The sequence below is a fragment of the Prolixibacteraceae bacterium genome (assembly GCA_019720755.1).
Classification (GTDB): domain Bacteria; phylum Bacteroidota; class Bacteroidia; order Bacteroidales; family Prolixibacteraceae; genus Halosquirtibacter; species Halosquirtibacter laminarini.
The window spans coordinates 2,641,178-2,663,890 of the sequence record CP081303.1; the positions used below are offsets into that span (position 1 = coordinate 2,641,178).

Consider the following 22,713-nt stretch of genomic DNA (forward strand, 5'->3'; position numbering starts at 1 on the left):
ATAGATTATTCTATTTATAAAGATTAGGAACATAGGAAAACCTGAGTATATGAAAAGTTATCAATTTAATCACACTGTGAGAACAAATCTATTTTTGGTCCTTTTGGTATTCTTACTATCTGTTTTCAATAGTCGTACTATCGCACAGAATGTATCCATTAGTGATATTAAGAATGCACCAGCAGATGTAGCAGCAGTGCTAGATGTCTATTCTAAGACGAAAGGAATACTAGTTCCTAGAGTTGAACTTAAAAGTGCAGACGATCCAATTGTAGGGATCAAGCCAAATGGACTTTTAATTTATAATACGGTAGCTTCAGACAAGTATAAAGTCGAAGGCTTCTATTTTTGGAAGGGAAGTGATTGGATGCCTCTTGGGCAAGATATATATGAAGTAGATCCTACAGCAAATTTTATATCTAGTGCCACTAGTGCAAGTAATGCGGATTTTCTTTTGGATCAGGTATGTTTAGATCTACAAAACAGATTGAAGGCAATCTCTACTACAGCCGGTTCTCCTGCAATGATACAAGCCTCTATAGAAGCAACAAGAATAGGAGCTGGTTTAGATGCGACCAATGGACACTATACACAAAATACTTCAGGACACTATATCAATGCTTCTACTTCTATTAATGAGGCAACCAACGAATTAGACAAAAGAATGTATGGTATCGATTCAAGATCGGCTTCCAATGTGATTGCAGTCAACAGTAATATTGCAAAGATCGATGAGATAAACAAAAAACTTACATCCATTACGGGTGGTAGTTCTGGAACACAAGATGAATTAGATCGTTCTCAACGAGCAATAGGCCTTGAGACAACAGGTGCATTTAAGGCTATTAAATACTCTAACTATGTGAGTACGGCAACCACAATACAAGAAGAGGTATACCTTTTGGATAAAGGACTACACTCCACAGATAGCCAGATTGCAAACATGAATGTGATTCTAAATAATGTAAGCAATAGCCATACAGCACTTCAAGATAGAGTAGCACAAAACGAGACAGACATCAGTGGGGTTCAAGATAAATTAAAAAAGACAATTACTGGAGCTGGACTTAGCGACAATGGACAATATGCAAAATCGACTTCATCAAACTATATCAATAGCGCAAGCTCTCTTTTTGATGCTGACAAACTATTAGATGCTAAAGTAAAAGAGAACAAGTCTTCTATAGATCGAAACACGAATAATGTTGTCAATGCTCAGAGTGAACTAGATAGAACTCAAGCTTCAAGTGGATTAAATAGTAATGGAAGTTATACTCCATTGTCATCTGCTCACTTAATCACAAGTGCAACGAGCCTACAAAACGAAAGTGCTATCCTTGACAATGAAGTATTTAATATGAAGATTAAGGTGGCAATCAATGCTACAGATATTGAAAAACTTAAAACAACAGTGGGAGGCCTTGAGCCTAGGGTAGGAAAAAATGAGTCTGATATTATCAGCATTCAAGGTGCTACCAATAATTTAATTGCAAGACAAGATAATGCTGACACCAAAATGGCTGCCATTATCACTGGAACCGGATTAAACACAGATGGGACTTATAGCCCAGACATGACTACCACTACCATAAAAACGGCTACTAGTCTAGCAGATGCAGATAAAAAATTAGACAAAGCAATCAATGATCTAAACTTAGAAAGTAAAGATAAGTTTGGGGATGAAGGAGTGGTTCAAGCAAGTAAAGCAATCGTTGCAGATAGTAAAAAAGAGGTAAAAGGTTACAATAAAATTGTGGTTGGAAGCGAAACCGCGACTTCCGCTTCTGCTGCTGTAGAGATCAGTAGTACTTCTCAAGGATTCCTTCTTCCTAGACAAACCACAGATCAAATATCAAATATTAAATCGCCAGTTGAAGGATTAGTTGTATATAATTTAACCCAACATATACCCGTTTTCTACGATGGATCTAGATGGAGGACTTATAAGGGACGTCCGATGATTCCTGTTATAGGAGATAATCTATGGGGAGGAGTGGTTTTTGAAGTAAACGAAACGTCTCATGAAGTTCTTATTGTCGCAAACTATGAAGATGCTCACAATTATAATGCTGCATTACTAAAGGCTGACAATTATACTTTAGGAGATTATACAGATTGGAAGCTTCCAACAAAAGAAGAACTTCGTAAGCTAAATACAAACTACCCTGCAGCGTTTAATAATAGTGGATCTTTTTGGGCAAATTCAGAAGCCACAGCACCTACTGATCCTAATAATGCATTCTTTTATAACAAAACAACGGATACAATGGGAGATAAAGCGAAATCAGATGTTAGTTACACAAAAATAATTAGAAAGACGAGTTTCTAACTTATGTGTAAGTAAACACATTATTTTAGCTCTTATAAACACCTTGAATATGAGAAGAAAACTATTCATATTGGCTATACTCACCTTTACAACGAACCTATCGTTTGCTCAAAAAGCATATGTCTCTATCAAAGGAGCTGTAATATCTGTTTCCAAAGAGGCAAATGTGACGATTCAAGGAGATTTTGAAAGTAAAGGAGAAAAATCAGCCGATCAATCATTCGTAACGATGGATGGTTCTTTGAACATCTTTGGGGACATTCTAAATAACACCTTCCCTCTTTTCGATGAGTTCTCTAAAGGACACTTCTCTTTTTTGGGAAACCAAGATCAATATATTACGGGAGAAGGGACAGTAAACTTCTCCAATATTGAAGTAAATAAAGTCCCTGTAGATGCTTTAGAGAAACCAAAGATCTTTTTTGATGCACCCATTTCTATTACTAAAAAAACGAAGCTTTCTTCTGGAATAATTGAAGTAGGGGATGATGACTTACTACTAAAAGAGGAAACGACCATTACTCGTTCTATCGATGGTGTGGGTTGTTTCTTTAATACCGATAGAGAAGGTTCAGTAAGAAAATATTTTAGTTATACAGAAGATCCGTCACTAACTCTAGAGATGCCTATCGGGGCAAACAATCAATACTCCCCTGTAACGGTACAATTTGTAGATCTAGAGACACTAAATGACAATGCACAACTACGATTCAAAGCCCAAGGAAAGCGTCATGAATCGATGCCTAAAGATGGACAATTCTTAAATAGGTTTTGGGAAGTCGAGAATATCGACATTCACGAAAACACCCAATATAAGATGACATTCTTCTATCAACAAGAGGATATTGTCTCGGAAGATCAAGAGAATACTTACGAGGGTATTGAGATGAAAGAAGAGAAGGGATTCCTTCTTCCATTTAACACCTTAGAAAAAGTAGACGAAGTAAATAATTACTTTAATATTAATGCGAAAGGTAAGATGAAAGCTTTCACTGCAGGTGATCTTAGAAGTGCAACCTTCTCCGATGTGATCGTCTTCCCTACTCCTAACGACGGACACTTCTCCATAAAAATCGATAATCCAAACGATAAATGGATGGATTACGAGTTCTACAATATTTTTGGACAAAAGATTCTTTCAGGAAAAACAGAGAGAGGAGTATTTAACTTTAACTTCTCTAAATTCCCTAAGGGAGTATACTTCTATAAAATATATTTCAGTACGAAAACAGTTAGTCGTAAGATTACCATTCAATAAAAGAGTAAGAATACCTATCTTTACACCGTTTTAATATTTTTATCCATGAAACGTGTAGAGATAGGTATTTTTGGTAGAATGAATGCAGGGAAAAGTACCCTAATGAATCTACTCACTCAACAAGAAACATCCATTGTAGATCCAACACCGGGAACGACAGCCGATCACAAAATTACTCTTTTTGAGCTCCATGGCATCGGTCCATGTAAAATATTCGACACCCCAGGTATAGATGAAGAGACAATACTAGGACAAAAGAAACGCAAGAAAGTGATCCAAACACTACGAGAGTGTGATCTAGCAATCATTACCACTCCTTCGAATATTGCGGACTTTAGCGTGGAGGAAGAACTTATATCTCTAGCACAATCTATTCAGAAAACTTATATCTTAGTACATAATATTTTCGATTCAACACCTCAGCACTCCATCAAGTTTAAAGAGGTCGATACTTCCATTATCAAGGAGGCCAATCTTTCTGAAGAGAACTCTAGAGAAGCAATTCTCCCATTCATCAAAAAATATATTACCAAAACAAAAGAGCATTCTCTATTGCCATTTATTAAGAAGGACCACTCTTACGTTTTAATCATACCAATGGATGAAGAGACTCCGGAGAAGCGACTTCTAAGACCACAAAGTATGGCTGTAGAGGAGATCACAAGAAACTGGGCCTATTCTATCACCTACAGAATGGACCTTAAAAAAGCGAGAGCAGGTAATATTGAAGAGAAGAGAAGATTTGATAATTTGCTTAACCATATTCCTTTTTTAGATGCAGTGATCACCGACTCTCAGGCAATGGATATTGTCTCAAGATGGACACCTAAACAGGTTCAACTCACAACGTTCTCCATCATGATGATTCAACATGGAACACAAAGGTTATCAAAGTTCTATCAAGGAGTGAATACTTTAACTACCTTAAAAGAGAATGGAAAGATACTGATTTGTGAGGCATGCAACCACTCAAGGATACAAGAAGATATTGGAACAGTTCAAATACCAAACATACTAAAAAAGAGATATCCGAACATAACGATTGATCATAGTTTTGGTCGCGAATTTGAGGACAAAAATCTTCAGGAATACGATCTGATCATTCACTGTGGCGGGTGTATGATCTCTGCCCAGAAACTAACTCAAAGAGTTGTGAATCTTGAAGTACACCACATTCCAATCACGAACTATGGTATCTTCCTTTCTTGGATACAAGGCCAAGAAGTATTAGAAAGAGTGGTAAAACCTTGGATATAAAAGACTATTATCATACAATCAATATGCAAAGTGGGACTACATAAAAAGCCCACTTTAATTTTTAACAAACACTCTTTTGATTAAACATAACAAACAAATAGTGGACCAATTAAAATCTCGAAAGAGTCTTTGTAAACATACTTGTATTGACAATAAAATACACAATTAATCAAATTATAGTTAATTAATCCTACTTTAGGGCACCTCTCAGAATTAATTAACTGATACTTAATATTGTAAATTACCTTATTGTTGTCATAATTAAGATCTTTCGGACTATGAGATATAAGACTATAGATAACGATATTTTATTTGATGACATTTTTAGGCTAGAGAGGTTACAGCAAATGGGAGATCCCTTGGAGCGATTAAATGACATTATCGATTGGGAAATTTTTCGACCGACATTGGAACTTATTTATGAGAAAGACCGAAAGAGTAATGCAGGAGCTTCATCATATTGCCCAATACTAATGTTCAAGATTTTAATATTACAACGGTACTATAATCTTAGTGATTTTCAAACAGAATATCAGATTCTAGACCGACATTCATTTAGTCGTTTTTTAGGTCTTGTTCGAAGTAGTGCTGTACCTGATGAAAAGACAATATGGCGATTTCGGGACAATATAACAAAGTTAGGACTTGAACGAGACCTCTTTGAACTTTTTAATGAGAAGTTAAATAATGAAGGACTATTAGTCTCAGAAGGGAAGATTGTTGATGCAAGTTTTGTGGAAGTTCCAAGGCAACGAAATAGTGAAGAAGAGAACAAACATATTAAAGAGAATGACTGTATTCCAGAGTCTTGGGAGTCTAATGTTCATAAAATAAGACAAAAAGATATAGATGCTCGTTGGGCTAAAAAAGGAAGTGAAACCTTTTATGGTTATAAGAATCACATCAAAATAGATGCAAAAAGTAAACTGATAGATGAGTACACCTCTTCTAGTGCAGAGCTTCACGACTCAAAAGTCATAGAACTTCTTATCGGAGACAAATCTGATGAGAATTGTGACTTTTATGCTGATAGTGCTTATACAGGAGAGAGATGTGAGGAAATTATTAAAAAGAGCGACATGAATAATAAAGTCAATGAAAAAGGAACCAGAGGAAATCCATTGACAGACCAGCAAAAAAAACGAAATAAAGAGAAGTCTAAAACAAGATCAAGAGTTGAACATGTCTTTGGTTTTATGGAATACAGTATGAATAAATTATATGTCAGAAGCATCGGTTTTAAAAGAGCAAGTACCATTATAGGGCTAATTAATCTTACTTACAACTTATTTAGATATGAGCAAATTAGACGATTACAACTAATGTAGGGATAGGTATGTCTAATCAATTAGTGAGTATGGTGTATTATCCTGATATTCAACGCTTAAGGTGTAACTAAAAATAGATAATTTTTCTTATCTCTATGAGGATACAGGCATTAGTTTGAAAAAAACGATTTTGAGAGGTTCCCTTTATTATTTCTTACACTATTTGCATTTATAATGTGAATAAAATGTTATAATAGTTTGCTATATTTATCAAAACTAGATTGATAATATAAACACTAAAACATGAAAAACATTTCACTACTTGTTCTATTATGTTGCTTCGTCTTTGGATCAAACAATGTAAAAGGTCAAACTATTCAATGCCTATCATCGAAGCTAATATCCAAAAATACAGATCAAAAGTGGAAAGGTTATAATCGTACGAATCTATCCCTTGAAATTGAGTTTAAAGAGAAGGGCAAAACTTACCAAGAGACCTACCAAGCACGAATAGTGACCCCTAAGAAAGTACTTAAAGGAAATCCATGGGTATGGAGAGCTAGGTTTCCTGACTGGCATACAGAGATGGATCGTATTCTTTTAGACCAAGGATACCAAATAGCATTTGTCAATACAAACAATATGCTAGGTTCTCCCAAAGCAGTGCAAGTATGGAATGCCTTTTATAAAGAGATTAGAAAGAAATTCAATCTATCGGAGAAGGTAGCACTTGAAGCGGTTAGTAGAGGAGGACTTTTTGCGTATAATTGGGCAAAGATAAATCCACAAAAGGTATCTTGCATCTATGCGGAAGCTCCTGTTTGCGACTTTAAAAGCTGGCCCAAAGGAGATGGGATAGGCAGAGGAGATAAAGGTACTTGGGAAAGATTGAAGAAAGAGTATCGTTTTAAAAATGATAAAAAGGCAAAAGCATATACAAATATTCCTTTGAATGGACTTGAAGCACTAGCCGACAACAAAGTCCCTATTCTTCATATGATTGGACTTAAAGATATGATTGTGCCTCCAACAGAAAATACCATCCCTTTGGTAAACAAATATATCAAACTAGGAGGCCCTGCGACAGTGATACCATGCACTAAGGGTAAACAGAATTTGGAAGGACATCATTTTGAAATCGAAACACCTCAAATTGGCGCTGATTTCATTCAGAACCATACTCCCATTGACCCTCATCTAGATTCTAAAAATTTCCATCAATACAGAGATGGAATCACCAATAGCTTGCTTAAGTTTACGAGAAACAAAACTGCACGTGTTGCATTTCTTGGAGGATCAATCACATACAATCATGGATGGAGAGATAGTATCAGTACTTATCTTACCAAACGTTTTCCAAATACCAAATTTGAGTTTATTGCAGCAGGCATCCCATCGATGGGTAGTACTCCAGCTGCTTTTCGTTTGGAAAGAGATATAAAAAACTTAGAGAGTATTGATCTTCTTTTTGAGGAAGCTGCTGTGAATGATTCATCTAATGGAAGAACGAACAAAGAACAGAAAAGAGCCATGGAAGGTATCGTTAGACATCTAAGAGAGAAAAACCAAGAGATGGATATTGTATTGATGCACTTTGTGGATCCTAGTAAGATTGCTACATACAATAACGGGGAGACTCCTGCAGTCATAAAGAATCATGAGTCTGTAGCAAAACACTATGAAATCCCTTCAATCAACCTTGCACTAGAGGTGACTGAGAGAATTAATAACGAGGAGTTCAACTGGAAAGATGACTTTAAAAACTTACACCCCTCTCCTTTTGGACAAGGAGTTTATGCCCACTCTATGATCACATTTTTAGAAAATAGCTGGTCAAGAGGCGTTGCCCAGGACGATAAGGTGACAAGGTATACCATGCCTAAGGCACTAGACAAACACAACTATAGCCATGGTATCTTGAAGAGTGTAAAACTAGATTACAAAACAAAGGGATGGGAATATATTCCATCATGGGTCCCTACCGATAAAGTAGGAACGAGGGCAAACTATCACCATGTTCCAATGCTTGTTGCAAGCAAAACAAATAAAAAACTAAAATATAAGTTTCATGGCAAAGCGATAGGTATAGCAATTGCTGCTGGACCAGATGCTGGTATTTTAGAATATGCCATAGACAATAAGGAGTGGAAAAGACAAAACTTGGCAACCAAGTGGAGCAACCACATTCATCTTCCATGGTATTATATTTTGGATGCAGAACTTGAAGAGGGAGAGCATACATTATATCTTAGGATGGTGGACAATAAAGACCAAGAAAGTTCACACAACGCTTGTAGAATAAGGTACTTTATTGTAAACGAATAGGTCTATATATAGACAAAAAAACAGAGACGTAGAAATAATCTTTCTATGTCTCTGTACTCCTTGTTTATTAAATATAAAAAATAGAGCGAGATCCGTTGAAATTATCATCGGATCATTATGTTGTTATTATAGATCAACAGAGAACCACTCAAATAATAATTAACCATGAACAATTTAACTATTAATAAACTCTGAAAACTCTTCCCCCAAAGAGCGACCTCAACATAATACAATTGCTACCTAGATTCCTCAGAAAAACTCCTACGTAAGCGATCTCAACTCTACAATCGTGAAAACAATCAAATTTTAAAATAAGACTTCCCCAAAACAAACTTTCACGATGATCAAAAAACTATTATATAACAAATAGTTAACATTTTATATTACTACAAATTTAACATTATGATCATATATATCAAATAAAAATTGCCAAAGAAGTACACATTTAAGTTTTTTTGATAATTAACCTTATCAGGACTTGTTCTTGGCAATCTTATTGGAATCTTGGTTAATCCAGAAAACCACCATCCCGAAATACTTTCCATAGTTCATCACGCCATCTTCTACTCCATTACTCTTTAGATAGATGTCGTTTGCTTTGCTTTGGACACGATCTATAAACTCATCTCGTTGGTCTCTATACCAATAAGAACGACTCCTCAAATCACTAATTAGATAAGAAGGAATGGTACGCACCATCTCATTAAACTCCTCTTGAGGATATTGATAAAAGTAGTCAATAAAATAGGGAAGTATATTGAGATAAGCACTATAACGCAAAGACTTATCTTGAGAGTGATACGCTAAGATAAAAGCAATAAAATTACAATCTCTTTCACTACCGACTCCTTGTTGGTGTGATAATTCATGAAAGGCAACATAAGGATAATCCTTCTCATATAAATATCTATTCACATGCACCTCATTAAAAAATGGACCAAAAAATCCCAACACTCCTGCTTGAATATAGAACTTACTAAAGGTAATCTTCTTGATCTTATGAGGATTCACATACAGAGGAATCTCCTCTCTATCCATTTGATCTCTATATTCCGCAATCAAAGCCTGATCCACAGGTGTCGTCCAGTTTAAAGCATCCATGGACATATCAGATATATCCTTCAATATCAAATGAAAAGCATCTTCTACATCAGACTTAGTCAACCCTTCCGTATTGATATCCATGACCTCTATCATAGACCTTCGACCATAAGAATATCCCCAAGAAATATAGAACCAATTGGCACCTATCAATAGAACAAAAACAAAATATTTAAGAGACCTTTTCCAAAATGATTTTTTTATAAAAGAGAGGACAATCAAGACAATAATGAATAGTATAAAAAACACCCAAAAGAGTTCCCATAGAGAGATGCTCACCAACGAAGAGAGGCTATTTGATATATTTCCAACAAATGAGTAGACATATTTAAGGTAATACGACTCGATAAAACAGGAACTTGAATATCTTGAAATTAAATACTGTATACACAATACAATTCCCAATATAATAACTCCTCTGAAACGTTGTATAAATAATTTTAGCATAATAAAATAAACAATCAATTTATACTAGGTGTTCTATTGATAGAAAAACAGTATAACATGAAAAGAACAATACTTACAACCACACTCTGCTTGCTATTTACGACCATCCTAATAGCACAAACCAAAGAGATCGAATCTCTTCTTTCGAAAGCACAAAAAGGAGACCTACAATCACAAGTAACACTCTCGCGTACATACTATTTTGGAAACCAAAAAGTAAAGAGAGACTACTCTAAATCGTTCTTTTGGTGCAAAAAGGCTTCCGAACAAGGAGAACCTAAATCACAATTTCTCCTATCCAAACTCTTCTTTAAAGGTATCGGTACCGACAAAGATATAAACAAAAGCTTTTATTGGTGTAATAAATCGGCACTACAAAATGATGCTGAAGCAATGTTTTTTGTTGGAAGGATGTATCTAGATGGTATTGGTACAGAAAAGGACACAAAGAAAGCACTATATTTTATTGAAAGAGCATACAACTTTGGTAATGAAGATGCCATGGTCTATTGGCAAAAAAATCAACTATGGAAATTAGAAGAATTAACTACTAATGATTAAAATACCTGATTATGAAAAAGATTATTGTTCCTTTATTTGAAGAGCTTCCCAAAGAGTCACAAGAAGTACTTGAACCGATGAAGAGAAAAGGCAGGGTTCCTAATATTATTAGAACCATAGCAACATCTCCTGCTCTTCTTGAGGGATATAACAAGATGGAAGCGATTGGAAAACGCAGTAAGTTTTCAGCCAAAGAGCAGGAATATATCAAATTAGCTGTTGCCGAAGCCAATCAATGCACCTACTGTATCGCTGCACACTCCTATATAGCCAAACATATGGTTAAGATGAGCGATGAAGAGATCTTAGAAGCTCGTAACTGTAATTCTCATGACAAGAAACTAGGGACACTAAGTTGTCTTGCTGCAACTGCAGCAAAAAATAGAGGGCATCTCGATGAAGCCGATCTGAATAACTTTTTGGAATTAGGCTACGACACAAAAGACCTAATGAACTTTATTGGTATTATTATCACCATGATCATCACAAACTACGTCCATAATATCACAGATATAGAGATCGACTTTCCAAAGGTATAACAAAAGATATATGAAGGGGGCCTCCCCCCTTCATCATACTTACGGGTAAAGATCTATTTTAGAAATGCCAACTTAATCCCCACTATAATCATATCCATACCCATCACTGCAAGGATCAACCCCATGATCTTACCCAACACTGCAATAAAACTCTTTCCCAAATATTTCAACACACTATCTGCCTCTTTAAAAGCAAAATAGGTCAAAATACACATCAGACCAAAACAGAGGATCACCACCACTAGGTTGACAATATTCTTCTCACTCACAAAATTAATCCCTGTCACCAAAGTTCCTGGTCCAGCTAGAATAGGTATAGCCAAAGGCGAGACAGCAACACTAGAAATCTCATCGTCATTCATAGAGTGATGTATGGCATTCTTCTTTGATTCCAACATCTGAAATCCCACATAAAAAAGAAGTATCCCTCCTGTAATTTTAAAGGACGGGATAGTGATCCCGAACACCTTAAACAGAAAATGACCAGACAATACAAAACAACCTGTAATAACAAAAGCGACAAAAGTAGACTTCTTTGCAACCTTATTCTTCGACTCCTCATCTAAACCTTCTGTAAGACCTACAAAGATTGGAGTATTTGCAATTGGATTCATTACAGCAAAGAAACCTGTTAATACAGACAACGCAAAAGACAGTATATTATGTTCCATGTTAACTCTATTTGATTTTATAGTATGAACAGCACCAGGGGATAAGTTGTTCTTATAAAATTGGTAATAAATGGATATTATCTCATTTTCTTACTCTATATTAGCACTACGATATAGAATCTATTTAGGTTAAAAACAGAACAGATGAACCATCAACCAAGTCATAGTTATTACCAAAAGACACTTTCAACAAAGCAACATAAAGCCATCAAAGCAAAAAGAGTAAGTAGATGGGTAGGCACCACCAGACTATTACTCTTTTTAGCCATCTGCTACACATTCTACCTTTTCACCAATGGATTGTCATTTCTATACATATTACTTCCATTAATTCCCTTTGCAGTACTCCATATTTACGATTTAAAACACCAACGATACCGAAATAAACTTTCTATACTCATAAAGATTTTAGAGGCGGAGATAGCCTCTTTGGAAGGAGACATCTCTAAGTTTCGTGATGGAAAAGAGTATATAGACAGCAAACACAACTACAGCTACGATCTAGAGATCTTTGGACAGAAGTCTCTCTTTCAGCTGATCAACAGAACTGCGACCAAAGAGGGAGCAGACCATTTGGCTTCCCTTCTTCAAGATACAGACCGAAGTGCAGAAGAGGTTCGAGAAAACCAAAAGGCAACCAAAGAGCTCTCTTCAAAGATCACATGGCGACAAAACATCTTGGCAGAAGGTTGGAATACCCCACTGCACATCACCCCATTAAAAGAAGCGGCCTCGGACTACAAGAAAATTATTACAAGCAAAGGACAGATCGTCATCGCAATCCTCCTCACCCTATTCAATATAACAGCAATTGTCACCGCCTCATTGGGGATCCTGAGTCCAAGTATTGCCATTATTACAGTCCTTCTTTTGATTGCATCAGCGGGAGCTTTAGCCAAGAAAATAAACAAACAACAACTTCTATTAGACACCACAATAAGCTCTATGAGAGGTTTAGAACAGCTACTACAACTCGTTTATCAAGAATCGTCCACCTTTCAAGACACAAAATTAAAACGTCTAGCAAAATCATTATGTGGCGAAGACGACAGTTTCATTTCTGAAATCAAGGAACTCAACAGTATTATATCAGCACTAGACCAACGAGCAAACTTAGTAGTAGCAGTCCTCCTCAATGGGTTATATTTCAGAGACTTTTGGGTTGTATTACGTACCGACAGATGGTTTATAAAGAACCAAAATAATGTAAGCAGATGGTTAGAGCACATCGCGGAACTGGATGCACTCTGCTCTCTATCGCATATTTCGTATCACTATAACACCACCACATATCCTGAAGTTAGCCAAGAGAAAGTATACGATGCAGAAGAGGTTGTACACCCTCTCATCCCTAAAGATGAGGTCGTAGGCAACAACATCGAAATACAACAACAGCACACCATACATATAGTGACAGGTGCAAATATGGCAGGTAAAAGTACTTATCTAAGAACCGTAGGGATCAACTTAATACTTGCCTCTACTGGCTCCACTGTCTTTGCAAAGAAGATGCAGTTCAGACCTACGGCCCTATTCTCAAGTATGAGAAATACAGACCAACTAACAGAGGGGATTAGCTTTTTCCATGCCGAACTTATACGACTAAAACAGATGAGAACACACTTAGAGAGTCATCAAAACAGTTTTATTCTTTTGGATGAGATACTAAAGGGGACAAACTCAGAAGACAAACTCAAAGGATCACGAATAGTATTAGAAAAGATTCTAGACTACCCATGTTCGGGCATTGTTGCAACCCATGACCTTGAGTTAAAACACCTAGAAGAGGAAAAACCAGAACACTTCCACAACTACTGTTTTGAGTTTACCTACGAAGAGGAAGAGATCCTCTTTGACTACAGACTAAGAGAAGGAGCTACACAAAAGATGAATGCAAGTTACCTACTCAAGAAGATCTTTTTAGAATCATAAAAGGAAAATATTATTGTCTGTAGATGCACTACATTTACAGACAATACCCTTTCTATTTTACTCAATAGTATATACACCACCATCCTTCACCGCTTCCACATTTGGAAACAGTTCTTTTGCCTCAGCAACAAGTGGAGACACCTCCTTATATCTACTAGAGAAGTGTCCTATAAGCAATCTCTTTGCGTCTACACTCTTAGCAATTTCAGAGGCTTGCACAGAAGTACTATGTCCTGTCTTCTTTGCCAAGAGATTCTGCTTGCAGTCAAAAGTAGCCTCATGATATAGCAGATCCACTCCTTTCACCACATCATACTTGTCTATTACAGGCGCAGTATCCGTACAGTATACATATTTTCTAGGAACTTGGGCTTGTGTTACAAGTTTGGCATTCGGAATAACCCTACCATCCTCCAGAATATGATCTTCACCATCCTTAATTCTCTTTATGTCGGAGATGGAGAGCTCATAAGTTTCAATCGCATCTTTATTGATATTAGGCTCCTTCTCCTTCTCTTCAAATAGAAATCCACAACACCCCACTTTGTGCTTCAGAGGAAGCGAGGTCACACGAATACGCTTATCCTCATAGATCTCTTTCACCCCCTTGAAACTAATAGGATGAAACACAATGTCGTAATTAAACACTTCTCCAAAAAAATCTTTCTGCAACACAAAGAAACGATGGACTTCAGAAGGAGCATATATATGTAAAGGCTTCGTCCTGTTTGAGAGATTATACGAAGACAACATACCATACAATCCAAGAATATGGTCCCCATGATGATGGGATATAAATATCGCTGTGATACGGGATTGTTTCACCCCAAAACGCATCATCTGTGTTTGCGTCCCTTCACCACAATCAATCAAATAAGGCACTTGATTCACAGACAACACCTGTGCCGATGTATTACGCTTGGGAGTTGGAACAGCAGCTCCTGAACCTAAAATAGTAACAGTAATTGGATCTCTCATTCTTATATATATCAAAAAAATAGGTTGCTTCTATACAGAAACAACCTATTAATATTATCATAAATCCTTTAATGGATACGAAATCGGATTAGTTTTCTCCTTTTTCGTCCTCTTCCATTTGAGACTTAAGAGCAGCAAGGTCAGTGATATCACCTAGAGTTGTTTTCTCCAAGTTATCCTTCACGTGTTGCATACCTTTTTTAGCTGTTTTAGCAGCAGCTGATTTCTTAGCACGATCTTCTGCACGTTTCACATCTTCGAATACACGAGAGTGAGAAAGAATGATACGCTTAGCTGATTTAGAGAATTCAATTACTTTGAACTCTAATTTCTCATCAACTATCACTTGAGTACCATCTTCTTTTACAAGGTGACGTGGAGTAGCGAATCCTTCAACACCGTAAGGCAATGCGATAACAGCACCTTTGTCGAAGATATCGATTACAGTTCCTTCGTGTACAGAATCAACAGTAAAGATTGTTTCGAAAACATCCCATGGGTTCTCTTCTAGTTGCTTGTGTCCAAGGCTTAGACGACGGTTATCTTTGTCGATATCCAATACTACAACCTCGATCTCAGCTCCAATAGAAGTAAATTCTGATGGGTGCTTAATTTTCTTAGTCCAGCTTAGGTCAGAAATGTGAATCAAACCATCAACGCCCTCTTCGATCTCTACGAATACACCGAAGTTAGTGAAGTTACGTACTTTAGCTGAATGCTTAGTACCAACACTGTACTTCTCTTCGATTTGAGCCCAAGGATCGTTTTTTAGTTGCTTAATACCAAGAGACATCTTACGCTCGTCGCGATCTAAAGTAAGGATTTGAGCTTCTACCTCATCTCCAACTTTCATGAAGTCTTGAGCAGAACGTAGGTGTTGACTCCAGCTCATTTCTGAAACGTGGATCAAACCTTCTACACCTGGAGCAATCTCAACGAATGCACCGTAGTCAGCCATCACAACAACTTTACCTTTCACACGATCACCAACTTTCAACTCAGTATCTAGTTGATCCCATGGATGAGCAGTCAATTGTTTCAATCCAAGAGCAATACGTTTCTTATCATCATCGAAGTCAAGGATAACAACGTTAATCTTCTGATCAAGTTCAACGATCTCGCTTGGATGGTTTACGCGACCCCAAGAAAGGTCAGTAATGTGGATAAGACCATCTACGCCACCAAGGTCGATGAATACACCGTAAGAAGTGATGTTCTTAACAGTTCCTTCAAGAACTTGTCCTTTTTCCAATTTAGAGATAATCTCTTTCTTCTGTTGTTCAAGCTCAGCTTCGATAAGTGCTTTGTGAGATACAACAACGTTACGGAATTCGTGGTTAATCTTAACTACTTTGAACTCCATTGTTTTACCTACATAGATATCGTAATCACGAATAGGCTTCACGTCGATTTGAGAACCTGGCAAGAAAGCCTCAATTCCGAATACATCAACGATCATACCACCTTTAGTACGACATTTAATGAAACCTTTGATGATTTCGTCGTTTTCTAGAGCAGCATTAACACGATCCCAACTACGTAGAGAACGTGCTTTTTTGTGAGAAAGAACTAGTTGTCCCTTCTTGTCTTCAAGGCTTTCAACGTAAACCTCTACTTCGTCACCCACAGTCAACTCTGGGTTATAACGGAATTCGTTCAAAGAAACGATACCATCAGACTTGTAGCCAATGTTTACAACTACTTCACGCTTGTTCATTGCGATCACATTACCATCAACAACTTCTTTTTCTTGAAGTGCAGATAGTGTGTTATCGTACATAGCTTCCAACTCTTTGTCTTTCACTTCTGCAGCTGTTTTACCAGCTTCGTACGCATCCCAATCAAACTCCTCGTGAACAACAACTTGAGTTTTTACCTCCTCAGTTGCCTCAACAGCCTTGTTTTCTAAATTTTCGCTCATTTAATTTTCTTAATTCAATTAATAAATTAGACAATATATCGTTTAAATCGCGGCAAAATTAGCGATTAATTACCAAACCACCGAATGAAAGATGTTTTTTTTGTCTTTTTCTTAGGCACTTAATCAATATAGAGTAATTTTTTACAATAAACGACATGCAAATCGCTCTCCGATTAAAATAGAAACCACTATTATGTGTTATATTTACATGCTATTTAGAAAACCATTTCATGCATATCAAAAAGTCTATATGAACACATTATCTTCGTTATGATACCTATAATAAGATGTAATGATACAGCCCAAAACAATACTAGTATAAATAGAGATATTGGGGAGTCGAACATCACATTTAAATAGGATCGACAACAGATAAGAGGGTCATAAAATATTAAATCGTAAGTCTAAAATATTTCCGATTTTTACTATTTTCACGGAAGGTGTTGTTGGTTAAGGAAGCGCCTCATTTGACAATATCTAGAATACATTATCTAGGAAATAAGATGCAGTCTAATCACGTATCTCAAGAGGGAAAACATTATTAAGAATCACATAATGAACACAAACCGAAGAAAGAAAATCCTTGTAACAGGAGGAGCTGGTTTTATTGGCTCCCATCTTTGCGAGAAGTTGCTCAACCAAGGACACGAAGTCACTTGCTTAGATAATTTCTTTACTGGCACCAAAGACAACATCATCCATCTATTGGATAACCCATACTTTGAGTTGGTGAGACACGACATCACCATGCCATTCTATATTGAAGTGGATCAGATATACAATCTAGCTTGTCCTGCCTCCCCGGTCCATTATCAACACAATGCAATCAAAACAATCAAGACATCTGTCATGGGGGCAATCAACATGCTAGGGCTTGCCAAAAGAACCAACGCTCGCATACTACAGGCATCCACTTCTGAGGTCTATGGAGATCCTTTTATTCACCCACAAACAGAAGACTATTGGGGAAATGTCAACCCCATAGGCCCAAGGTCCTGCTACGATGAAGGGAAAAGATGTGCCGAATCGCTCTTTATGAACTACCATATTCAAAACGATGTAGACATTAAAATTATCCGCATATTCAACACCTATGGCCCCAAAATGCAACCCAATGATGGGAGGGTCATCTCCAATTTCATTTTTCAAGCTGTAGAGAACAAGGATATCACGATCTATGGCGATGGAAGCCAATCACGAAGCTTTCAATTTGTCGATGATTTGATTGATGCAATGATCCTTATGATGAATACAGACCCATCTGTCTTAGGTCCCATTAATATTGGCAATCCGATAGAGTATACCATCAAAGAGCTCGCTCAGAAAATTGTAGATCTCACCCACAGTAAATCGAAGATCATCTATCTTGAAAAACCGATTGACGATCCCAACCAACGTCAACCCAACATCTCTACCGCGACCAAAACCTTAAATGGATGGAAGCCCAAAGTGGAACTAAACGAGGGACTAGAAAAAACCATTGCATACTTTAAAGAAAGACAATGAAAAAAAAGAATATCCTTATTACTGGAGGACACGGAATGCTAGCATTTCACCTAAATAGGGCACTAAAAAATGAGAACAATATCCGTACTTTATGCTTAGGAAGAGAGGATTGTGATATAACCAACAGAGAACAACTCAATCAAATAGTTGTGGACAATCACATCGATATCATTGTCAATTGTGCGGCCTATACTGCCGTAGACAAAGCAGAAGAAGAGAAAGAGACTGCTGATCTTATCAACCACCGTGCTCTACAAAACATCGGGGAGATCTCTCAACAAAAGGAGATTGAGGTGGTTCATATCTCTACAGATTATGTCTTCGACGGAGAAGCATCGTATCCCTATCAAGAAGATCATACAACCAACCCCCAATCCATCTATGGTATCACCAAAAGAGACGGAGAGACTACACTCCTGAATGCCTCTTCCTATGCCACCATTATCCGAACCGCTTGGTTATACGATGCCCTACATGCAAATTTCTTCAACACCATGGTAAAACTAGGGCAATCTAAAAAAAAGATACAAGTGGTGAACGATCAATTTGGCACACCAACTTATGCTCCAGATCTAGCAAACGTCATCGTAAAGATTATAAACACAGATAGAAAACAGACAAAAAAATTTGGTATCTTTCATTTCAGTAATGAAGGTCAAATATCATGGTATGATTTTGCTCATAAAATATTCAGCAAATTCGAAATAACTTGCGCAATACACCCTGTTTCTTCAGAACAGTTTGTGCGTCCTGCACCAAGACCAAAATTTACTGTATTAGACAAGACAAAAATAAAACATACCTTTGAGCTCTCTATTCCGCAATGGGAAACGAGTCTGAAACAGTGTGTACAACAATTTAATCTAAATATAAGAAACTAACATAAAAATGAATAATATGGATATATTGTCAACAGTTGAAATCAAAGCAACTGAATGGTTAGAAGGACCTTACGACCAAGAAACAAAAGATGCCATCAAAAAAATGTTGGAGAACGAAGACAAGACAGATTTGATCGAGTCTTTTTATAAGGATTTAGAATTTGGTACCGGAGGACTTCGCGGTATTATGGGACCTGGTTCTAACAGAATGAATCGCTACACTGTTGGAGCAGCAACACAAGGGCTATCAAATTATCTTAAAAAAACATATCCAAACAAAAAAGATATTAAAGTAGCTATTGGATATGATTGCCGTAATAATAGTCCATATTTTGCAGAAACCGCTGCAAATATCTTCTCTGCAAACGGAATAGAAGTCCATATCTTCGAATCGTTAAGACCTACTCCTGAGATGTCTTACGCAATCCGTGAATTAGATTGTCAAAGTGGTATTATCATTACTGCATCCCACAATCCAAAGATCTACAATGGTTATAAGGCTTACTGGAATGACGGTTCTCAGATTGTAGCACCTCACGATAAGAATATCATTGACGAAGTAGCAAACATCAAAGTAGAAAACATCCTTTTCGAGCCAAACAAAGAGCTTATCCATGTCATGGGAGAAGAGATGGATAAAAAATTCATCGAAGCATCTCACCAAATCTCTATGTCCCCTCAATCGATCGAGAGACATAAAGATATGAAGATTGTATACACACCAATCCATGGTACTGGATACAAAATGGTTCCTGCAGCACTTCGTAAGTTCGGCTTCACAAACATCATTAACGTTCCTGAACAGGATGTAGTGAGTGGCGAATTTCCAACCGTAGTCTCTCCAAATCCCGAAGAAGCTGCGGCAATGGAAATGGCTATCGCTAAAGCAAACGAGACTGGTGCAGAAATAGTGATGGCGACTGATCCCGATGCAGACCGTATTGGTGTCTGTGTACGTGACGACTCTGGTAAGTTTATCATCGTAAACGGAAACCAAACTTGTATTCTATTCACATACTACCTTATCGCTCGTAACAAAGAGCTAGGACGCATCACTGGTAAAGAGTATGTAGTGAAAACAATTGTTACAAGTGAGTTGATCGCTAAAATTGCAGAAGCGAACAATGTAGAGTACTTCGACAGCTACACAGGATTCAAGTTTATTGCAGACGTAATTCGCGATAATGAAGCAACCAAGAGATATATTGGTGGTGGAGAAGAGAGCTTCGGTTTCCTTCCTTCAGACTTCGTAAGAGATAAAGATGCAGTAACTGCTTGTGCTTTGATGGCAGAAATTGCTGCTTGGGCAAAAGACAAAGGAAAATCTCTATTTGAACTTCTTCAAGACATCTACCTAGAGTATGGTTTCTCTAAAGAATTCATGAAATATATTGTACGTCAAGGAAAAACTGGAGCAGAAGAGATTCAAGAGATGATGAAGAACTTCAGAGAGACTCCTCCTGCTACGCTTGGTGGATCAAAGCTTGTTCGTATCAAAGATTACTCTACTCTAGAAGACAAAGATCTTGAAACAGGTAAAATAACAAAGATGAACTACAAAAGCACATCTAACGTACTTCAGTTCTTCACTGAAGACGGAACAAAAGTGTCGGTACGTCCATCAGGAACAGAGCCTAAAATCAAATTCTACTTCGAGTGTACAAGTAAAATCAACACCAGAGACGAGTATCATTCTGCAGATGAAAAAGCAATGAAACGAATCGAAAGTGTGATGAAAGATCTAGGAATCTAAAACACAAACACACAATGCGAAAGGCTGACACTCAAACCGTGTCAGCCTTTTTTTTCACCACATCCCCATCCTGTCTCCTTCTTCCCGAATAACCATTTACAAAAAACGCCCAACAGATATTCCTATCTCTCCTACCCCCTATAAAAACAATCATTTTGATAAGAAAACAACTAAAACTCCCATCCCTCTATTTTTTCTCTCACATCTCCCCTATTTCATCCTGGTTTCAAAGGGGTTTCCACCTAGGTTTGTCCATGGTTTGTCCATACTTCCTCCATGGTTTGTCCATCGATTCTCCATCGATTGGGTGGACAAAGCATGAACAAGATTCGAATCAACCATGAACAAAGTCAGGTAGAAACAGGGGACAAAACCCTTCCAATATACCCCTAAAACAAATAGAGGGCACTGTCCCGAAAAGTATGTTAATCCCCTTTATTTATATCCTGATTCCTTTTCATGAACCAAACAATAAATTGCATCCTATAGACAAAATGGTCGAATGGATGTCAACCCATATTTGTCTCTTTCTACATATTTTTTTGGGAATAGTCCTCCTTTACGACACTTAACTGTTTCACCTGCTTGTCCCCATATCTTAAACGATTTTTCGAACCTACTTGCTTTACACTCTCTCCTGCATAATACTATCGGTTTTCATCTCATTGTATAAAACTTCCACATAAAAATAACCACAAGCAATCTCTCCCAACAATAGGCATAGACTCCATCAAAATCTCCTCTCTCAATCCCTTTAATCCACTGATATTTGGATATATAAGATATTATTTAGATATTTGTCTAAATATATAAGTATTTACATCAATGAATTTAATATTTAAAGCGCTGAATGATGAAACTCGAAGGAGAATCGTAGAACTTTTAAAAGAGAAAGATATGAATGCTGGGGAGATCGCAGATCGATTTAATATCTCGAAACCAAGCATATCTCATCATCTCGATATATTAAAAAGGGCAGATTTGATCACGAGTGAGAAGAAGGGCCAATTTGTGGAATATTCCTTAAACACAACGATTCTAGAGGAGCTTCTCAATTGGATTTTAACATTAAAAAAGTAAAAACATGAACTTAAAAAAAGAAATTCCGAACTGGATTATTATCTCCCTACCGTTTATCTATCTTGCTTTTGTATGGAGCGAATTGCCACAAACAATCCCCATCCATTGGAACATAGATGGGGAAATAGATAGATATGGAAGCAAAATATCTCTATTTTTTATTTCTCTTCTTCTTCCTCTATCCACCTACTTGATTCTTCATTTTCTTCCAAAGATAGACCCCAAAAAGAAGATGAAGAAGATGGGGAGAAAGCTCGCATCACTCAAACTTCTACTCACGAGTGTTATGTCGATCATAGCAATATTCATTATCTATGCAGCAAAACACAAAACGATCGGGGATCCGAACTATTTTCTCTTGCTTAATGGACTGCTATTCACTATCATTGGAAACTCTATGAAAACCATCCCACCAAACTATTTCCTTGGAATAAAAGTTCCATGGACCTTAGAGAGTGAGACCGTATGGAAAGCCACACACAAGTTAGGTGGTGTAATTTGGTTTGTAGGGGGTCTCATCGTAATATTATCTAGTTTGATTCTTCCTATCAAGACAAGTAATACTCTATTTATCATCATTATATCCATTATGGTTATTGTCCCGATCGCATATTCAGGAATTCTTTTTAGAAAACTAAAAAGAGAGAATACTATTTAAACGAGAGTTCATTCCAACTTACGTTTAGAATGGATAGAATGTTTATTTAAGTTAAATATTAATAACTTAGTAAGATTAAAAGAATCTCGACAAAATTTGCATATCCATGACTGAAGAGATAAAAAAAGCTTATCTCTACAGTCTGATAGATATTTTATTCAAGTCGATAATACAATGCGAAAAAAACACATACAATCACGTAAAGACCGATAAATAGATCGTGTTTCAGAGATATCTATAATAAAGGG

Annotated in this window: 17 protein-coding genes; 13 read left to right on the plus strand and 4 right to left on the minus strand. The window is 36.9% G+C overall.

Annotated elements, in window-relative coordinates; genetic code table 11:
• The first annotated feature begins 49 nt into the window (after nucleotides 1–49).
• From K4L44_10335 to K4L44_10355, 5 genes are all read left to right on the plus strand, one after another.
• On the plus strand, nucleotides 50–2,329 hold the full coding sequence (locus K4L44_10335) for a DUF1566 domain-containing protein (protein ID QZE12986.1): 2,280 nt from the start codon (nucleotides 50–52) through the stop codon (nucleotides 2,327–2,329).
• A 49-nt stretch (nucleotides 2,330–2,378) separates the two neighbouring features.
• Nucleotides 2,379–3,587 carry a T9SS type A sorting domain-containing protein gene (locus K4L44_10340; GenBank protein ID QZE12987.1) on the plus strand — a complete coding sequence of 403 codons (1,209 nt, stop codon included), beginning with the start codon at nucleotides 2,379–2,381 and terminating at the stop codon, nucleotides 3,585–3,587.
• 45 nt (nucleotides 3,588–3,632) lie between these two features.
• The gene (locus tag K4L44_10345) at nucleotides 3,633–4,844 is read left to right on the plus strand and encodes a 50S ribosome-binding GTPase (GenBank protein QZE12988.1); all 1,212 of its coding nucleotides are present in this window, start codon (nucleotides 3,633–3,635) and stop codon (nucleotides 4,842–4,844) included.
• A gap of 278 nt (nucleotides 4,845–5,122) precedes the next feature.
• Nucleotides 5,123–6,172 carry an IS5 family transposase gene (locus K4L44_10350; protein QZE12989.1) on the plus strand — a complete coding sequence of 350 codons (1,050 nt, stop codon included), beginning with the start codon at nucleotides 5,123–5,125 and terminating at the stop codon, nucleotides 6,170–6,172.
• Between the two features lie 243 nt (nucleotides 6,173–6,415).
• Complete coding sequence (locus K4L44_10355; protein QZE12990.1) at nucleotides 6,416–8,437, plus strand: SGNH/GDSL hydrolase family protein; 2,022 nt, start codon at nucleotides 6,416–6,418, stop codon at nucleotides 8,435–8,437.
• Nucleotides 8,438–8,908: 471 nt separating this feature from the next.
• Here the strand turns inward: K4L44_10355 and K4L44_10360 are convergent, their stop codons facing one another.
• Nucleotides 8,909–9,985 carry a DUF3810 domain-containing protein gene (locus K4L44_10360; protein ID QZE12991.1) on the minus strand — a complete coding sequence of 359 codons (1,077 nt, stop codon included), beginning with the start codon at nucleotides 9,983–9,985 and terminating at the stop codon, nucleotides 8,909–8,911.
• Nucleotides 9,986–10,042: 57 nt separating this feature from the next.
• Between K4L44_10360 and K4L44_10365 the strand changes: the two genes are divergently transcribed.
• Together K4L44_10365 and K4L44_10370 are read left to right on the plus strand one after the other, a co-directional pair.
• The gene (locus K4L44_10365; GenBank protein QZE12992.1) at nucleotides 10,043–10,546 is read left to right on the plus strand and encodes a sel1 repeat family protein; all 504 of its coding nucleotides are present in this window, start codon (nucleotides 10,043–10,045) and stop codon (nucleotides 10,544–10,546) included.
• Nucleotides 10,547–10,557: 11 nt separating this feature from the next.
• Nucleotides 10,558–11,085: a carboxymuconolactone decarboxylase family protein gene (locus tag K4L44_10370; GenBank protein QZE12993.1), complete on the plus strand. Its 528-nt coding sequence runs from the start codon at nucleotides 10,558–10,560 to the stop codon at nucleotides 11,083–11,085.
• 53 nt (nucleotides 11,086–11,138) lie between these two features.
• On the opposite strand, the gene K4L44_10375 is transcribed toward K4L44_10370, so the two are convergent.
• Entirely contained in the window at nucleotides 11,139–11,756 is a 618-nt protein-coding gene (locus K4L44_10375) for a MarC family protein (protein QZE12994.1), read from the minus strand.
• Nucleotides 11,757–11,900: 144 nt separating this feature from the next.
• Between K4L44_10375 and K4L44_10380 the strand changes: the two genes are divergently transcribed.
• Nucleotides 11,901–13,688 carry a hypothetical protein gene (locus tag K4L44_10380; protein QZE12995.1) on the plus strand — a complete coding sequence of 596 codons (1,788 nt, stop codon included), beginning with the start codon at nucleotides 11,901–11,903 and terminating at the stop codon, nucleotides 13,686–13,688.
• A gap of 57 nt (nucleotides 13,689–13,745) precedes the next feature.
• On the opposite strand, the gene K4L44_10385 is transcribed toward K4L44_10380, so the two are convergent.
• Complete coding sequence (locus tag K4L44_10385; protein ID QZE12996.1) at nucleotides 13,746–14,666, minus strand: ribonuclease Z; 921 nt, start codon at nucleotides 14,664–14,666, stop codon at nucleotides 13,746–13,748.
• An 88-nt stretch (nucleotides 14,667–14,754) separates the two neighbouring features.
• On the minus strand, nucleotides 14,755–16,587 hold the full coding sequence (rpsA, locus tag K4L44_10390) for a 30S ribosomal protein S1 (GenBank protein QZE12997.1): 1,833 nt from the start codon (nucleotides 16,585–16,587) through the stop codon (nucleotides 14,755–14,757).
• Nucleotides 16,588–17,142: 555 nt separating this feature from the next.
• Between rpsA and K4L44_10395 the strand changes: the two genes are divergently transcribed.
• The 5 genes from K4L44_10395 to K4L44_10415 all read left to right on the plus strand — a co-directional run bounded on the left by K4L44_10395 (nucleotide 17,143) and on the right by K4L44_10415 (nucleotide 22,465).
• Nucleotides 17,143–18,093, plus strand: a complete 951-nt coding sequence (locus K4L44_10395) for an SDR family oxidoreductase (protein QZE12998.1) — start codon at nucleotides 17,143–17,145, stop codon at nucleotides 18,091–18,093.
• Nucleotides 18,090–18,974: a dTDP-4-dehydrorhamnose reductase gene (gene rfbD / locus K4L44_10400; protein QZE12999.1), complete on the plus strand. Its 885-nt coding sequence runs from the start codon at nucleotides 18,090–18,092 to the stop codon at nucleotides 18,972–18,974. Before K4L44_10395 ends, rfbD begins: the two co-directional genes overlap by 4 nt.
• A gap of 7 nt (nucleotides 18,975–18,981) precedes the next feature.
• Nucleotides 18,982–20,727, plus strand: a complete 1,746-nt coding sequence (locus K4L44_10405) for a phospho-sugar mutase (GenBank protein ID QZE13000.1) — start codon at nucleotides 18,982–18,984, stop codon at nucleotides 20,725–20,727.
• 825 nt (nucleotides 20,728–21,552) lie between these two features.
• Complete coding sequence (locus K4L44_10410) at nucleotides 21,553–21,807, plus strand: autorepressor SdpR family transcription factor (GenBank protein QZE13001.1); 255 nt, start codon at nucleotides 21,553–21,555, stop codon at nucleotides 21,805–21,807.
• Nucleotides 21,808–21,811: 4 nt separating this feature from the next.
• On the plus strand, nucleotides 21,812–22,465 hold the full coding sequence (locus K4L44_10415; GenBank protein QZE13002.1) for an SdpI family protein: 654 nt from the start codon (nucleotides 21,812–21,814) through the stop codon (nucleotides 22,463–22,465).
• The last annotated feature ends 248 nt before the right edge of the window (nucleotides 22,466–22,713 follow it).

Coding starts and splice junctions, on each gene's coding strand:
- K4L44_10340 (QZE12987.1), top strand. CDS start 2,379: ATGAGAAGAAAACTATTCATATTGGCTATACTCACCTTTACAACGAAC.
- K4L44_10365 (QZE12992.1), top strand. CDS start 10,043: ATGAAAAGAACAATACTTACAACCACACTCTGCTTGCTATTTACGACC.
- K4L44_10395 (QZE12998.1), top strand. CDS start 17,143: ATGAACACAAACCGAAGAAAGAAAATCCTTGTAACAGGAGGAGCTGGT.
- rpsA (QZE12997.1), bottom strand. CDS start 16,587: ATGAGCGAAAATTTAGAAAACAAGGCTGTTGAGGCAACTGAGGAGGTA.
- K4L44_10370 (QZE12993.1), top strand. CDS start 10,558: ATGAAAAAGATTATTGTTCCTTTATTTGAAGAGCTTCCCAAAGAGTCA.
- K4L44_10355 (QZE12990.1), top strand. CDS start 6,416: ATGAAAAACATTTCACTACTTGTTCTATTATGTTGCTTCGTCTTTGGA.
- K4L44_10335 (QZE12986.1), top strand. CDS start 50: ATGAAAAGTTATCAATTTAATCACACTGTGAGAACAAATCTATTTTTG.
- K4L44_10415 (QZE13002.1), top strand. CDS start 21,812: ATGAACTTAAAAAAAGAAATTCCGAACTGGATTATTATCTCCCTACCG.
- K4L44_10410 (QZE13001.1), top strand. CDS start 21,553: ATGAATTTAATATTTAAAGCGCTGAATGATGAAACTCGAAGGAGAATC.
- K4L44_10345 (QZE12988.1), top strand. CDS start 3,633: ATGAAACGTGTAGAGATAGGTATTTTTGGTAGAATGAATGCAGGGAAA.
- K4L44_10360 (QZE12991.1), bottom strand. CDS start 9,985: ATGCTAAAATTATTTATACAACGTTTCAGAGGAGTTATTATATTGGGA.
- K4L44_10405 (QZE13000.1), top strand. CDS start 18,982: ATGAATAATATGGATATATTGTCAACAGTTGAAATCAAAGCAACTGAA.
- rfbD (QZE12999.1), top strand. CDS start 18,090: ATGAAAAAAAAGAATATCCTTATTACTGGAGGACACGGAATGCTAGCA.
- K4L44_10385 (QZE12996.1), bottom strand. CDS start 14,666: ATGAGAGATCCAATTACTGTTACTATTTTAGGTTCAGGAGCTGCTGTT.
- K4L44_10375 (QZE12994.1), bottom strand. CDS start 11,756: ATGGAACATAATATACTGTCTTTTGCGTTGTCTGTATTAACAGGTTTC.
- K4L44_10350 (QZE12989.1), top strand. CDS start 5,123: ATGAGATATAAGACTATAGATAACGATATTTTATTTGATGACATTTTT.
- K4L44_10380 (QZE12995.1), top strand. CDS start 11,901: ATGAACCATCAACCAAGTCATAGTTATTACCAAAAGACACTTTCAACA.